Below are 13,510 nucleotides of genomic sequence, written 5' to 3'. Positions count from 1 at the left end.
CCCGGATCGTGCCCCAGCCGTCAACCGTCCGACGAGACAGCCCGCCCGATTGTCAGGTGCGCGGTCCGTATGCGGCAGTGCGCGGCCCCTCCTGACGTTCCGCGGGGGTGCGTCGTCATACCGGTCGAAGACGCCACACCCCCGTGAACCTCAGGAGAGAGCGATGACCAGGATCGGCATACTCGTCGGCAGCACCCGGCCGGGCCGCAGGGGCGAACAGGTCGCCCGGTGGGTGCACGAGCGGGCCGCGCGCCGCGGCGACGCCGAGTTCGAGCTGATCGACCTGCTCGACCACCCGCTGCCGCACCTGGACGAGCCGCTGCCGGCGCTCACCGGGCGGTACGCGCACCCGCACACCCGGGCCTGGGCGGAGACCGTCGCCCGCTGCGACGGATTCGTCATGGTCACCCCGGAGTACAACGCCTCCGTGCCGGGCGTGCTCAAGAACGCGATCGACTACCTGTACGCGGAGTGGACCGACAAGGCCGTCGGCTTCGTCTCCTACGGCGCCCACGGCGGCACCCGCGCGGCCCGGCAACTGCGCACCCTGTGCGGGCGGCTCGGGATGGCGACGGTGGGCCCGCGGGTCGCGCTGTCCCTGCACACCGACTTCGAGGAGCTCACCGCCTTCCGGCCGGACGCCCGGCACGCCGAGGTCCTGGACGCCCTCCTCGACCGGGTCGTCGCCCGGAGCGCGGACGGAACGGCGGCGCCCGGGCCCGCCGGGCAGGACCCGGACGAGGCCGCGATCCGCGGCCACCTCGACCGGCTCGTCGACGCGATCCGCGCCAAGGACCTGGACGCCCTGCGGCGGCTCTACGCGCCCGACGTCGTGTCCTTCGACATCGACCCGCCGCTCCAGCACGTCGGCGTCGACGCGAAGCTCAAGAACTGGGCCCGGGTGTTCGCCTTCTTCGCGGAGGTGACCTACGAGGTGCGCGACCTGGTTCCCACGGTGGGCGACGACCTGGCCTTCGCGCACGGCTTCGGCCGGCTCGTCGGTACGCTGCCCGACGGGACGGCGGCGGGCGGCATGTGGGTCCGTCTCACCCTCTGCCTCCGCAGGACCGACGACGACACCTGGCTCATCACGCACGACCAGGTCTCGGTGCCGCTGGACATCAGGGACGGCACCGGGGTCGTCGACATCGAACCCTGACCGTCGTCGCCGTCACGACAGCCGACCAACCACACGGAGAGGTACCACGACATGGCAGCGAAGATCGTCTCGGTCATCGCCCGGCAGCGCGTCACCGACCTGGACGCGGCCGTCCCCTTCTACGAGCGCCTCACCGGCCGGACCGCCGAGCGTTTCGACCACGCGGGCGTGCGGCTGGCGGCGGTCGGCAGCTTCCTGCTGTTCGCCGGGCCGGACGAGGCGGTGCGGAACGTCGCCGGCGTCGGCGCCACCCTCACGGTCGAGGACCTGACCACCGCCGTCGAGGAGGCCGTCGCCGCCGGCGCCGCCATCGTGGCGCCGCCGCACCCCACGCCCCACGGCCACCGGGCGATCGTCCGCCACCCCCACGGAGGCGTGTACGAGTACGTCGGCCCCTGAACTCCCTTGCGGGCCCCGTCGGTTGGCACCCGGCGCGCCGTCAGGACAGACTGCGCCGCATGGAGTTGATCGGCAGGGGGCGGGAGGCCGACGTGTACGCCCTGGACGGGTCCAGGGTGCTGCGGCGCTACCGGGAGGCGGGACCCACGGAGCTGGAGGCACGGCTGATGGCGCACCTGGCGGCCCGCGGGTATCCCGTGCCGCGGGTGTACGAGGTCACCGGCACCGACATGGTCCTGGAGCGGCTGACCGGGCCGACGATGACGGAGGCGCTGGCCCGGCAGCCGTGGCGGGTCGGCTCCCTCGGCCGCGAACTGGGCCGCCTGCACGACCGGCTGCACGCGCTGCCGGCACCGGAGTGGCTGCCCCGGCGGTTCGCGACGGCCGGCGACGCCCGCGTGCTGCACCTGGACCTGCACCCGGGCAACGTGATGCTGACCCCGCGGGGCCCCGTGGTGATCGACTGGCGCAACGGGGCCGCCGGCGACCCCGCCGCGGACCTCGCGACGACGATCGTCACCGTCGCCGGCGCGGAGCTGTCCGGGACGGCCGTCCGCCTGGGACGGGGCCTGCTGGTGCGCGCCCTGCGCCGGGGCAGCCGCACCGATCCCTCAGGACGCATCCGGGAGGCGGCCGAGGCCAAGCTGGCCGACCCCCATCTGCGGCCCGCCGAGGCGGCGTGGCTGCGGCGCCGCGCCGGGCGGGCCCCGGACGCGCGCTGAGGGCGGGGGCGGCTTCATGCGGGATCGTCCCCGCGTTCAACCGGCGTTCAGGCGAGGGGGACACCGTGTGCCGCGACACCGGGTGACCACAGGGAGAAGACCGTCATGTCCCTCAACCGCAGACAGTTCACCAAGCAGTCGGCCGCCGCGGGCGCCGCACTCGCCCTCACCGGGGCCGTCGGCGCGCTCGCCACCGCCCCGCAGGCGCTGGCCGCCGAGGACCATGACCTTGGAGCCGGCCAGGACCAGGCCCAGGACCAGGCCCAGGACCGGGGCCGGGGCCACCGGCTCGGCTACGGCGAGCTGATCGCCGACCCGAAGGGCCTCCTCGCCCTGCCCGAGGGCTTCACCTACCGCGTCATCACCCACAGCGGCGTCACCCGCCTGGAAACCGGCGAGTTCACGCCCTCCAACCACGACGGCACCGCCACCTTCGACGGCCCGCGCGGCACCACGTACCTCGTCAACAACCACGAGCTCAAGGGCCCCCGCTCCAAGTGGGCCCACCCCGTGCCGCTCACCGAGGGCCTGGTCTACGACCCGGCGGCCTCCGGCGGCTGCACCGTCGTCGAGGTGCACCGCGACGGCACCGTCGCGGAGTGGGTCGGCATCGCCGGCACCTCCACCAACTGCGCCGGCGGGCGCACCCCCTGGGGCACCTGGCTCACCTGCGAGGAGACCGAGGACCTGGCCGGCAAGAACGGCATGACCAAGGACCACGGCTACGTCTTCGAGGTCGACCCGCACGACCGCCGCGCCAACCGCGACCCGAAGCCCATCAAGGCCTTCGGCCGCTACGCCCACGAGGCCGTCGTCATCGACCCCAAGCGCGGCCACGCCTACCTCACCGAGGACGCCTCCGGCCCCAACGGGCTCTTCTTCCGCTGGGTGCCGCCGCAGGGCTTCGAGCACGGCCGCGGCCGGCTCGCCACCCTCGCCGACGACGCCGGCCGCCTCCAGGCGCCCAAGTGCTACGACTCCGCCGGCCAGTTCGTCGACGACCTGTCCCGCGCCCCGCGGATCGGCACCGTCTACGGCGTCGACTGGGTCGACGTCCCGGACCGCGACGCCCGCACCACCCCGGTCCGCAAGCAGTTCGCCGACACCGACATCACCCGCGCCCGCAAGCTGGAGGGCATGTGGTGGGCCGACGGCGGCGCCTACATCGTCTCCTCGTACGCCCGGGAGGAGAGCCCCGGCGCCCCGCACGACGGCCAGGTCTGGTTCTACGACCCCAAGCGCCGCACCCTCACCCTCAAGGTGCTGCTCGGCGTCAACCCGGCCCCCGAGCAGGACGGCGCCTTCGACGGCCCGGACAACATCACCGTCTCCCCGTACGGCGGCCTGGTCATCGCCGAGGACGGCGAGGGCGTCCAGCACCTCTTCGGCGCGACCGAGAGCGGCCGCACGTACCCGATCGCCCGCAACGACCTGAACGACAGCGAGTTCACCGGCGTCGTCTTCTCGCCCGACGGCGACACCCTCTTCGCCAACATCCAGGACCCCGGCATCATGGTCGCGATCACCGGCCCCTGGCGCCGCCAGCCGCGCCGCTGAACCCTGGTGCCGTCCATGAACTGACATCTAACATGTCAGTTCATGGACGCCTTGCGGCCCGTGGGCCGGACCCTGCTGCGCGACCGGGCGTACGAGACGCTGCGCGACGCCATCGTGCGCGGCGACCTCGCGCCCGGTTCCGTGGTCAAGGACACCGAACTGGCCGAACGGCTCGGGCTCTCGCGCGCACCCGTGCGCGAGGCCCTGGCCCGGCTCGGCGACGAAGGCCTCGTCGAGACCAAGCCGCAGAGCTACACCCGGGTCACCCGGCTGGTGAGCCGGGTCGTCCGGGACGCCGCCTCCGTGGTGCGGGTGATGCACGAACTCGCCGCCCGCACCGCCGTGCCGCTGCTCGGCCCCGAGGGCATCCGCGCCATGCGCGAGGCCAACGAGCGGTTCGCCGCGGCCGTGCGCACCGCCGACGTCGACGCCGCCCTGCGGGCCGACGACGAACTCCACCAGGTGCTCGTCGGAGCGAGCGGCAACCACGCCCTCGCCGCCACCGTCGAGCGCTACACCCCGCTGCTCCGCCGCGTCGAGCGGCACCTCTTCGGCGACGCCGGCACCTGTGTCTCCGCCGCGCTGCACACGCTGCTCATCGACGCGTGCGAGGCGGGCGACACCGAGGAGGCGGTGCGGGTCACGACGGAGATATGGCGGGCCCTGGAGGAACTCGCGGACGAGGCGACGGAGCCCAGGACCCCGGCGTCCACGACCTGACCGTCACCCACCCCGGGAGCCCGCATGCCGACGATCGCCGACCACGACCGCTATCCGCTGCTCTTCGGGCCCTCGCCCGTGCACCCGCTGCGGCGGCTCACCGACCACCTCGGCGGCGCCACCCTGTGGGCCAAGCGCGAGGACTGCAACTCCGGCATCGCGTACGGCGGGAACAAGACCCGCAAGCTGGAGTACCTGGTCGCCGACGCGCTCGCCCAGGGCTGCGACACGCTCGTGTCGATCGGCGGCGTCCAGTCCAACCACACCCGCCAGGTGGCCGCCGTCGCCGCCCACGCCGGCCTCAAGTGCGTCCTGGTGCAGGAGAGCTGGGTGGACTGGCCGGACTCCGTCTACGACAAGGTCGGCAACATCCTGGTCAGCCGCCTCGCCGGCGCCGACGTGCGCCTGGTGCGGGCCGGTTTCGGCATCGGCTTCAAGGAGAGCTGGGAGCAGGCCCTGCGCGAGGTCGAGGAGGCGGGCGGGAAGCCGTACGCCATCCCGGCCGGCGCCTCCGACCACCGGCTCGGCGGGCTCGGCTTCGCCAACTGGGCCTATGAGGTGGCCGAGCAGGAGCGCGAGCTCGGCGTCTTCTTCGACACGGTCGTGGTCTGCTCGGTGACCGGCTCCACCCAGGCCGGGATGGTCGCCGGCTTCGCGGCCCTCGCCGAGGAGGGCGGTCCGGCCCGCCGGGTCATCGGCATCGACGCCTCCGCCAAGCCCGTGGAGACCCACGAGCAGATCACCCGGATCGCCCGCGACACCGCGGCCCTGATCGGCGTCGAACGCCCGGTCACCGCCGCCGACGTGGAGCTGGACGAGCGCTACCACGCCGGCGTGTACGGCATCCCGGACGAGGCCACCCTGGCGGCGATGCGGCTCGCCGCCCGGACCGAGGGCATGGTCACCGACCCCGTCTACGAGGGGAAGTCGATGGCCGGACTGATCGACCTGGTGGAGCGGGGCGAGATCGGCCGCGACGCGACCGTCCTCTACGCCCACCTGGGTGGCCAGCCGGCCCTCAACGCGTACAGCGCGCTGTTCTGACCGGCGAGCAGGGCCCCCGCCCGCCGCTCAGAGCGCCTGGGCGGCGGGCTTCACCATGCCCCGCACGGTGCGGGACTTCACGAACTCGCCCATCGCCGTCATCTCCCACTCGCCGGAGAACTGCCGGATCAGCTTTGCCATCATCACGCCGGTCTGCGGCTCGGCCGTGGTCAGGTCGAAGCGGACCAGCTCCTCGCCGCTGGCGGCGTCGATGAGCCGGCAGTAGGCCTTGGCGACCTCGGTGAACTTCTGCCCGGAGAAGGAGTTGACGGTGAAGACCAGGCCGGTGGTGTCGGCGGGCAGCCGGCCCAGGTCCACCGTGATGACCTCGTCGTCGCCCGCGCCCTCGCCGGTCAGGTTGTCCCCGGAGTGCTTGACGGCGCCGTTCAGGATGGACAGCTTGCCGAAGTAGCAGCTGTCGATGTGGTTGCGCTGGGGGCCGTAGGCGATGACGGAGGCGTCGAGGTCGATGTCCCGGCCGCGGTAGGCCGGCTCCCAGCCCAGGCCCATCCTCACCTGGGAGAGCAGCGGCCGGCCGCCCTTGACCAGGGACACGGTCTGGTTCTTCTGGAGGCTGACCCGGCCCTTGTCCAGATTGATCTTCCCGCTGCCGGCGGGCGGCGCCGGCGGGGCCGGGGGAGCGGCCGGCGGGGCGGCCGGCACCGGGGGAGCGGAGACGGGCGCCGGGGGAGCGGCCGGCGCGGGTGCGGCCACGGGGGCGGGCGCCGGCTCCTCGTCCACGCTCACGCCGAAGTCGGTGGCGATCCCGGCCAGCCCGTTCGCGTACCCCTGACCGACCGCACGGGCCTTCCACTGCCCGTTGCGCAGATAGATCTCCATGACCACCAGCGCCGTCTCGGTGCCCAGCTGCGGCGGGGTGAAGGTGGCGAGCACGCTGCCGTCGTCGGAGTTGCGCAGCGTGGCGGTGGGCTCGATGCCCTGGAAGGTCTGGCCGGCGGCGTCCGGGCTCGCGGTCACCACGATCTTCTCGATCCCGGCCGGCACGGCGGCGGTGTCCACCAGGATGGCGTCCGGCGCGGCGCCGCCGCCCGAGCGGTAGGAGACGCCGGGGCCCGCGGGCTGGTTGTAGAAGATGAAGTCGTCGTCGGAGCGCACCTTGCCGTCGGCGCCGAGCAGCAGGCCCGAGACGTCGAGCCGCACCGGGGCGGCGACGTCCACCGCCACGCGCACGGCGGTGAGAGGGATGTTCGAGCCAGGGGTCATAGCGGTCATGACCGGGATAACGATCGGGACGGCTTTGCCGTTCCCTTACCTTGCCCGGGTTCGGCCACCCCGGTGACGGCGGGGCGTGGAGCGGGGCCGGTGACGGCGGGCGGTGTGCCTATTCTTTCGAACGTGAGTGTGGGTGTGGGTGGGAGCTCTTTCCGGACGCGGGACGTGGACGAGGCGCGCGAGGAGATCGACGCGCGCTACTACGCCAACTTCATGGACGTGATCGACACGCGGGGCCGGCCCTTCGCGGCCCGCTTCGACACCGTCGGCCTCGGGCCGCTGATGATCGGCGACCTCGGCTGCGGCGCCGACGTGCGGATGCGCTTCGGCGAGCTCGGCGCCTACCACCTCAACGCCCCGCAGAGCGGCACCATGGAGCTGCGCCAGGGGCGGAACGGGCGGCGGCTGCTCGCCACGCCCGAGGAAGCGGTGCTGCTCGACCCGTCCGGGGACACCTGCCTGGACCGCTGGAGCGGCGACTGCCGCACGCTTTCGGTCAAGATCGACGCGGCGGCGCTCCAGGACCGCCTGGAGCGGCTGATCGGACGGGCGCCGGACCGCCGCCTCGCCTTCGTGCCGCGCCTCGACATCACCCGCGGGCCCGGCCTGAGCTGGGTGACCTTCGCCCGGCAGGTGGCCGCGGGGGCGCTCGCCGGGGACGGGCTCGCCACCCACGCGCTGGTGGCGGGGCCGCTCCAGGAGGCGCTGCTCAACGGGCTGCTGCTGGCCGCCGAGCACCCCTGGCGCGAGGAGCTGGCGCACCCCGGCGAACCGGCCAGGCCGGCGCCGGTGAAGCGGGCCATGGACGCGGTGCGGGCCCGCCCCGAGCACCCCTTCACCAGCACCGAGCTGGCCGGGCTCGCCCGGGTGAGCGTGCGCCGCCTCCAGGAGTCCTTCCGGCAGTACGTGGGGATGTCGCCGATGGCGTACGTGCGCGAGGTGCGCCTGGAGCGGGTCCACGAGGAGCTCCGGGCGGGCGACCCGGACGGGCTGAGCGTCGGCGAGGTGGCCTGGCGCTGGGGCTTCACCCACCCCGGCCGCTTCGCGGCCCAGTACCGGGCCCGGTTCGGCGAACCGCCCTCGCGGACGCTGCGCGGCTGAGGCGGGCCGGTTCCGGGGGCCGGGTCGGGGGTCCGTGCGGTCCGTACCGGGCCCGCGCGGTGTCCGGCATGCGAACGCGTCGCGCTTTGCGGACAGTCGCCGCGCTCCGCGGATCGCGGTGATCTTGACCGAAACGTATCGTCGGCTTCGTCCGCGGGCGTCATGCGTCGCCCGCGTCGACCCGGGTCCCGGCCGGCTCCCCCGCTTTGTCCGGCCGGGCCTGAGCTTCTTCCGCCCCCGGTTCCGGGGCGCGGCTCAGTGGGGCCAGCGCGGCGGGTCCTCGCAGAAGTGGCCGCCCAGATAGAGGTCGTCGGCGCTGCCGGGGGCCGGCAGGCCGTGCTCCGAGACGATCTTCTCGGCCCAGGCCTCGGAGTCGTCCCTCGGCTCGTAACCGAGCGCGCAGGCCGAGGACAGGTCCCACCACTCGCGCGTGTTGGCGGAGGAGCCGTAGACCACGGTGTGGCCGACCTCGGGCGCGCTGAGCGCCGCGTGGAACAGCCGGGCGCAGTCGCCGGGGCTGAGCCACAGGGACAGCATCCGCACCGAGGTGGGCTCGGGGAAGCAGGAGCCGATCCGCACCGAGACGGTCTCGACGCCGTGCTTGTCCCAGTAGAACTGCGCCAGGTCCTCGCCGAAGGCCTTGGACAGCCCGTAGTGGGTGTCGGGCCGGTGCGGGAGGTCGACCGGCAGCGGCGGCTCGCCCGCGCGGGGTCGGGGGGTGAAGCCGACGGCGTGGTTGCTGGAGGCGAAGACGACCCGGGGGACGCCCTCCTCGCGCACCGCCTCGTAGAGGTGCTGGAGGCCGATGACGTTGGCGGCGACGATCTTGTCGAAGTCGGCCTCCAGCGAGATGCCGGCGAGGTGGACGACGGCGTCGACGCCGCGCACGGCCTCGCGCAGTGCCTCGCGGTCGGCGAGGTCGGCGAGGACGGCGTCCGGGTCGCCGGGCACCGGGACCATGTCGAGCGACCGCACCGTGTAGCCGTACGGGGGCAGCAGCGCGCGCAGATGGGTGCCGACGCCACCGGCGGCCCCGGTGAGCAGGACGGTGCGGGGTGCGGGGTTCAAGGCGGGATCTCCGTCCGTAGACCGTATTCACGCATGTGGAAGGCCCGCCACGCTAGGTACTGCCGGTTGCGGCGTCAAGAACACGTGCGGCAAAGGGACTTCGCTTCTTGACCGCCCCATTGGGGCTGCCTTAGCGTGCAGTCGTTCAAGAATATGGACAGTAGTCAGAATCTTGTACGCCAGGGAGTGCCCGTGACCACACCCCCGCTTGCCGACCGGCTCGACGGACTGCTCTTCTTCCCCGTCACCGCCTTCGGTCCGGACGGCGGCGTCGACCTCGACGTCTTCCGCGCCCACGTGCGGGCCGGGATCGACGCCGGTGCGGGCGCCGTCTTCGCCTGCTGCGGCACCGGAGAGTTCCACGCGCTGACCCCCGAGGAGTTCCGCGACTGCGTCGCCGCCGCCGTGGCGGAGGCCGCCGGCCGGGTGCCCGTGCTCGCCGGCGCGGGCTACGGCACCGCCCTCGCCGTCCGCTACGCCCGGCTCGCCGAGGAGGCCGGCGCCGACGGGCTGCTCGCCATGCCCCCGTACCTCGTGGTCGCCGACCAGGCCGGGCTGCTCCGCCACTACACCGAACTCGCCGCCGCCACCCGGCTCGACGTCATCGTCTACCAGCGCGACAACGCGATCCTCACCCCCGAGACGGTCGTCGCCCTCGCCCGCACCCCCGGCGTCATCGGCCTCAAGGACGGCCACGGCGACCTCGACCTCATGCAGCGGATCGTCAGCGCCGTCCGCTCCGCCGGCCTCGGCCTGCGCTACTTCAACGGCCTGCCCACCGCCGAACTCACCGGCCTCGCCTACCGGGCCATCGGCGTCGGCCTCTACTCCTCCGCGGTCTTCTGCTTCGCCCCCGACATCGCCCTGGCCTTCCACCGCGCGCTGGCCGACGGCGACGACGCCACCGCCGAGCGCCTCATCGACGCCTTCTACCGCCCGCTCGTCGAACTGCGCTCGCGCGGCCGGGGCTACGCGGTCTCGCTGGTCAAGGCGGGCGTCCGGATGGGTGGTCTGGACGTCGGCGAGGTCCGGCCGCCGCTCAGCGAGCCGCACCCCGAGCACGTGAGGGAACTCGCCGCGATCCTCGCCCGCGGCCGGGCGGAACTCGCGGCCCTGGCGGGCCCGTCGGCCGGGGAGGTTCGGTGAGAGCGGGCGCCTTCCTCTACCCGTGGGACGTCGTCGGCGACCCGGCCGCGCCCGGCCGGCTCGCCACCCTCGGCCTCGACCGGATCACCCTGGCCGCCGCCTACCACTCCACGCGCGCGGTGACCCCGCGCCACCCCCGGCACCGGGTCGTCACCGCCGAGTACGCCGCCGTGCTCTACCCGCCGGACCCGGCTCGCTGGCGGGGCCGCGCCCTCGCCCCGTACCCCGCGGGTGACTGGGCGCCCGGCGACGCGTTCGGCGCGGCGGCGGAGGCGCTGGCGGGCGCGGCCCTGGAGGTGCACAGCTGGGTCGTGCTCGCGCACAACTCCCGCCTCGGCGCGGAGCATCCGGAGACCTCCGTGGTGAACGCCCACGGCGACCGCTACCCCTGGGCGCCGTGCATCGCCCAGGACGCGGTCCGCGCCTTCCTGGTGGACCTCGCGGCCGAGGCGGCGGTACGGCCCGGGGCGGTCGGCACCGAACTGGAGTCCTGCGGCTGGTACGGGCTCGCGCACCTGCACGCCCACGACAAGACGGGCGGCCTGCCCGCCGGGCCCGACGCGCAGTACCTGATGTCCCTGTGCTTCTGCCCCGCCTGCCGGACGGGGTACGGGGAGCGGGGCGCCGACCCGGACGAACTGGCCGCGGCGGTGCGCGCCGCCCTGGAGCCCGCCTGGCGCGGCGGCCCCGCCGCCCCGCTCCCCGCCCCCCTCGCGGCCGCCGCCCTCGCCCACCGCCTCGCCACCGCCCGCACCTTCCAGGAGGCCGCCGTCACCGCCGTCCGCGCCGCCGCCCCACCCGGCTTCCGCGTCCTCCTGCACGCCGACCCCACCCCCCACCACACCGGTGCCGACCCCGGCACCGACCCGTCCCACGTCCTCACCTTCGCCGACGGCGTCGTGACCCCCGCTTCCCACATCCCCGCCTTCGCCCCCCACACCCGCCCGGGAACCACCCTCGCCGCCAACCTCCCCGTGGTCCACGCCCTGGGCGCCACCCCCCACGCCCTCACCGCCGACGCCCACCGCGCCGCCCGGCAGGGCGCCACCGAACTCAGCCTCTACCACGCGGGCCTGGCCTCGGACACGGATCTGAAGGCGGTGCGCGAGACGCTGGCGGCCTTGCGCTGAGGGACCCTGCGTCAGGCGCGGCCCGGCGGTCCGGCCGGTGCGGGGGCGGCGGCCTTCTCGTCGGCGCGGGCGGGGCGGACCAGGGTCGCGAGGGCCGCCGCGCCCAGGAGGCCGGCTGTGGCGAGGGCGGGGAGGAGGAAGCGGGGGTCGACGAGGGAGGTCAGGGCGGCGCCGGCCGCGAGGGCGAGGGCGTTGGGGGCGAAGAGGAGGGTGTGGGCGGTGCCCGCGGCCCGGCCCACCGCCTCGGCCGGGACCTCGCGTTGGAGGGCGGTCATGGCGGCGACCAGGACCCAGGGCAGGCCGATGCCGATGAGGGCACCGGCCGCGAGGGCGACCGGGGTGGAGGGGAGGACGCGGGCGGCGGCGCCCACCGAGAAGAGGGCCAGACCTGCGGTCGCGAGGACGCGCTCCGGGACGCGGCGGAGCAGCGGGCCCGCCAGGAGCCCGGCCGCGACGGAGCCGGCGCCCTGGGCCGCGTAGAGGACGCCCGCGTAGGCGGGGGCGCGGCCCAGGACGTCGTCCACGACCGCGTAGATCGCCGCGCCGTTGAGCCCGGCGAGCAGCATCGTGAAGCCGCCCGCGAGCACCAGCGGCCGCAGCACCGGCGACCCCCACAGCAGCCGGGCGCCCTCGGCCACCCGCGGCCGCTCCTGGCGCTCAGGGCGCGCCTCGCGCACCCCCAGGAGGCCGAACAGGGCCGCCGCCACCGCGAAGGTGCCCGCGTCGAGCAGGGCGACCGGGCCGCCGCCGTACCGTGCGAAGAGGCCCGCGGCGACCAGCGGGGCGATCAGCTTCATGGCCTCGTTCGCCGTCATCCGCAGGCCGTTGAAGTCCCCGAGCCGCTCCCGGTCGAGCGCGCCCGCCGCCAGCGCGGACTCCGCCGCCTCGTGGACGGCGCCCTGCGTCCCGTACACGAGCAGCAGGACGAACAGCAGCCACACCCGGTCCGCCCGGTCCACCCACAGCAGCAGGGGCAGCAGCAGCGCCATCGCCGTGTTCAGGACGACGAGCAGCGGCCGCCGCCGCACCCGGTCGGCCACGGCGCCGAGCCACGGGCCGAGCAGGGCGGGCGCCCACAGGGCGAAGGCGGTGAGCGCCGCCAGCCCGTCGGACCCCGTCAGGGACTTCACCCAGATCCCGGACACCAGCCACATCGCCGTGGTGCCGAATCCGGACACGAGCACGGCCGTCAGATACAGAGGTACACGCATGACGGCAGGCTGCCGTCTGAGGAGCCCCGCCCGGATCGGGCACCTTCCCTAGGGAACGGCCGGCTCCCGCACTACCGGCACGGGCCGCGCGTTCCGCTCGCCCGCCGGCGGGGCGGCGTGCGCCAGCGCGCGGTGCGCCCGGCGCAGTGCCCGGCGGGCCATGAACGGGTGGACCCGGCGCACCACGGCGAAGTACAGCCGGCCCGCCGTGTTGTGCAGCCGCACGGCACTGACCAGGGTCACGGACGCGGTCTCCGCGTCGAGCAGCACGGAGGCGCGGTAGTCCAGGTGCGGCAGGTCCTCGCCGAGCACGATCTCGTGCTCGCCCGCGGCCCGGACCGGCGCCCGCAGCACGTGCCGCCAGGCCGCCGGATCACGCTCGACGCCGGACGGCAGCGGCAGCCGGTAGGCGTCGGCGTAGTCGGGCTCCGGCACGGCGGCGTGCAGCAGCGCCGCCCCGGACGGCACCGGCACCGGCACCGGGCGCAGCCACATCAGGCGGTTCACCAGCCGCGCCCGGGCCGGGCGCCGGGCCGGCGGGTGGGGCAGGCCGCCGAGCACCGCGCGCTCGGCGTTGTCGAAGGCCTCCTCGACCATCGTGTCGTGCACGGGCTCGACCGCCAGCTTGAAGAGCAGGAACGCCCGGACGCCCATGGTCACTTCGAGGACGTGGGAGATCCGGCAGCGGTCCGGGCCGAGCGGCTCGACCTCGAAGCGGTGGTAGCCGGTGCCGAGCCCGTCGTCGGTGGTGTCGAAGCGCACCGAGCGCCCGGGCTCGTGGGCGGCGACCCGGTAGCGGACCCGGCCGTGACCGCCGTCGGCGCCGACGGCGAGCGGCCCGTCGAGCACCATCGCCGGCCACACGGGAGTGGGGAAGAGCGGGTCGTCCGGCGCGGAGAGCCGGTCGAGGAGGGCGCCGACGGTCTCGGCGGGGGCCTCCACGACCCTCTGGTGGACGTTGCGTACCGTGCGCGTTCCGGGCATGACCGGACCTCCATACGGGAGCGTATGTTCCAACCG

At 74.7% G+C, this 13,510-nt stretch carries 13 protein-coding genes; 9 read left to right on the top strand and 4 right to left on the bottom strand.

Annotation, left to right across the window (positions count from 1 at the left end; genetic code table 11):
• Window positions 1–163: 163 nt before the first annotated feature.
• The 6 genes from ACIGW2_RS16930 (at window position 164) to ACIGW2_RS16905 (ending at window position 5,601) form a co-directional block, all read left to right on the top strand.
• Window positions 164–1,159: an NAD(P)H-dependent oxidoreductase gene (locus ACIGW2_RS16930; RefSeq protein ID WP_399844250.1), complete on the top strand. Its 996-nt coding sequence runs from the start codon at window positions 164–166 to the stop codon at window positions 1,157–1,159.
• A 51-nt stretch (window positions 1,160–1,210) separates the two neighbouring features.
• On the top strand, window positions 1,211–1,558 hold the full coding sequence (locus ACIGW2_RS16925) for a VOC family protein (protein WP_399844248.1): 348 nt from the start codon (window positions 1,211–1,213) through the stop codon (window positions 1,556–1,558).
• A gap of 59 nt (window positions 1,559–1,617) precedes the next feature.
• The gene (locus tag ACIGW2_RS16920; protein ID WP_391655277.1) at window positions 1,618–2,280 is read left to right on the top strand and encodes a phosphotransferase; all 663 of its coding nucleotides are present in this window, start codon (window positions 1,618–1,620) and stop codon (window positions 2,278–2,280) included.
• A 105-nt stretch (window positions 2,281–2,385) separates the two neighbouring features.
• The gene (locus ACIGW2_RS16915; protein ID WP_391655278.1) at window positions 2,386–3,837 is read left to right on the top strand and encodes an alkaline phosphatase PhoX; all 1,452 of its coding nucleotides are present in this window, start codon (window positions 2,386–2,388) and stop codon (window positions 3,835–3,837) included.
• Between the two features lie 42 nt (window positions 3,838–3,879).
• Window positions 3,880–4,557 (top strand): GntR family transcriptional regulator, encoded by a 678-nt coding sequence (locus ACIGW2_RS16910; protein WP_361588588.1) that lies wholly within the window; start codon window positions 3,880–3,882, stop codon window positions 4,555–4,557.
• A 24-nt stretch (window positions 4,558–4,581) separates the two neighbouring features.
• The gene (locus ACIGW2_RS16905) at window positions 4,582–5,601 is read left to right on the top strand and encodes a 1-aminocyclopropane-1-carboxylate deaminase (protein WP_361588586.1); all 1,020 of its coding nucleotides are present in this window, start codon (window positions 4,582–4,584) and stop codon (window positions 5,599–5,601) included.
• Between the two features lie 27 nt (window positions 5,602–5,628).
• On the opposite strand, the gene ACIGW2_RS16900 is transcribed toward ACIGW2_RS16905, so the two are convergent.
• Window positions 5,629–6,834 carry a TerD family protein gene (locus ACIGW2_RS16900; protein WP_399844245.1) on the bottom strand — a complete coding sequence of 402 codons (1,206 nt, stop codon included), beginning with the start codon at window positions 6,832–6,834 and terminating at the stop codon, window positions 5,629–5,631.
• A 165-nt stretch (window positions 6,835–6,999) separates the two neighbouring features.
• On the opposite strand from ACIGW2_RS16900, the gene ACIGW2_RS16895 reads away from it, so the two are divergent.
• A complete protein-coding gene (locus tag ACIGW2_RS16895; RefSeq protein ID WP_391655280.1) occupies window positions 7,000–7,935 on the top strand; it encodes an AraC family transcriptional regulator in 936 nt (311 codons plus the stop codon).
• A 255-nt stretch (window positions 7,936–8,190) separates the two neighbouring features.
• Here ACIGW2_RS16895 and ACIGW2_RS16890 read toward each other — a convergent pair whose 3' ends face one another.
• Window positions 8,191–9,003 (bottom strand): NAD-dependent epimerase/dehydratase family protein, encoded by an 813-nt coding sequence (locus ACIGW2_RS16890; RefSeq protein WP_399844243.1) that lies wholly within the window; start codon window positions 9,001–9,003, stop codon window positions 8,191–8,193.
• Window positions 9,004–9,195: 192 nt separating this feature from the next.
• Here ACIGW2_RS16890 and ACIGW2_RS16885 point away from each other — a divergent pair, with 192 nt between their 5' ends.
• Both ACIGW2_RS16885 and ACIGW2_RS16880 read left to right on the top strand, forming a co-directional pair.
• A complete protein-coding gene (locus ACIGW2_RS16885; protein WP_399844241.1) occupies window positions 9,196–10,149 on the top strand; it encodes a 5-dehydro-4-deoxyglucarate dehydratase in 954 nt (317 codons plus the stop codon).
• Complete coding sequence (locus tag ACIGW2_RS16880) at window positions 10,146–11,279, top strand: hypothetical protein (protein ID WP_399844239.1); 1,134 nt, start codon at window positions 10,146–10,148, stop codon at window positions 11,277–11,279. Before ACIGW2_RS16885 ends, ACIGW2_RS16880 begins: the two co-directional genes overlap by 4 nt.
• Before the next feature lie 11 nt (window positions 11,280–11,290).
• Here ACIGW2_RS16880 and ACIGW2_RS16875 read toward each other — a convergent pair whose 3' ends face one another.
• Together ACIGW2_RS16875 and ACIGW2_RS16870 are read right to left on the bottom strand one after the other, a co-directional pair.
• Window positions 11,291–12,490 (bottom strand): MFS transporter, encoded by a 1,200-nt coding sequence (locus ACIGW2_RS16875; RefSeq protein ID WP_399844237.1) that lies wholly within the window; start codon window positions 12,488–12,490, stop codon window positions 11,291–11,293.
• A 48-nt stretch (window positions 12,491–12,538) separates the two neighbouring features.
• Entirely contained in the window at window positions 12,539–13,474 is a 936-nt protein-coding gene (locus tag ACIGW2_RS16870; protein WP_399844235.1) for a DUF2867 domain-containing protein, read from the bottom strand.
• Between the last annotated feature and the right edge of the window lie 36 nt (window positions 13,475–13,510).

It is taken from the genome of Streptomyces sp. NPDC053541, from assembly GCF_044544705.1.
Lineage (GTDB): Bacteria > Actinomycetota > Actinomycetes > Streptomycetales > Streptomycetaceae > Streptomyces.
This window is presented reverse-complemented; position numbering and strand designations above follow the sequence as displayed.

Coding starts and splice junctions, on each gene's coding strand:
- ACIGW2_RS16930 (WP_399844250.1), top strand. CDS start 164: ATGACCAGGATCGGCATACTCGTCGGCAGCACCCGGCCGGGCCGCAGG.
- ACIGW2_RS16925 (WP_399844248.1), top strand. CDS start 1,211: ATGGCAGCGAAGATCGTCTCGGTCATCGCCCGGCAGCGCGTCACCGAC.
- ACIGW2_RS16920 (WP_391655277.1), top strand. CDS start 1,618: ATGGAGTTGATCGGCAGGGGGCGGGAGGCCGACGTGTACGCCCTGGAC.
- ACIGW2_RS16915 (WP_391655278.1), top strand. CDS start 2,386: ATGTCCCTCAACCGCAGACAGTTCACCAAGCAGTCGGCCGCCGCGGGC.
- ACIGW2_RS16910 (WP_361588588.1), top strand. CDS start 3,880: ATGGACGCCTTGCGGCCCGTGGGCCGGACCCTGCTGCGCGACCGGGCG.
- ACIGW2_RS16905 (WP_361588586.1), top strand. CDS start 4,582: ATGCCGACGATCGCCGACCACGACCGCTATCCGCTGCTCTTCGGGCCC.
- ACIGW2_RS16900 (WP_399844245.1), bottom strand. CDS start 6,834: ATGACCGCTATGACCCCTGGCTCGAACATCCCTCTCACCGCCGTGCGC.
- ACIGW2_RS16875 (WP_399844237.1), bottom strand. CDS start 12,490: ATGCGTGTACCTCTGTATCTGACGGCCGTGCTCGTGTCCGGATTCGGC.
- ACIGW2_RS16870 (WP_399844235.1), bottom strand. CDS start 13,474: ATGCCCGGAACGCGCACGGTACGCAACGTCCACCAGAGGGTCGTGGAG.